General features: G+C 62.3%; 1 pseudogene. It reads left to right on the forward strand.

Annotated features, from left to right (window positions below):
* Positions 1-247, forward strand: a pseudogene (locus P9217_RS30315) (calcium-binding protein); the annotation flags it as partial.

Below are 247 nucleotides of genomic sequence, written 5' to 3' on the forward strand. Positions count from 1 at the left end.
GTGATCCGGTCGGCACACCGACCACACCTCCTACTCACGTCGGCACCCCTGCTCCCACCGCGCCGGCCCCGTCGGGCAGCGATCATGTCTTCCATGGCACGCGCGGCGCAGACGTTTTCCACGCAACCGGGGGCAATGACAAATATCTCGTCAACAATGCTCATGACAAGGTCATGGAAGCGCCAAACGGGGGCTTCGACAAGGTCGCGGCCTCGGTGAGTTACGCTCTTACGGCGGGATCACATGT

This window comes from Mesorhizobium sp. WSM4989 (assembly GCF_029625795.1).
Lineage (GTDB): Bacteria > Pseudomonadota > Alphaproteobacteria > Rhizobiales > Rhizobiaceae > Mesorhizobium.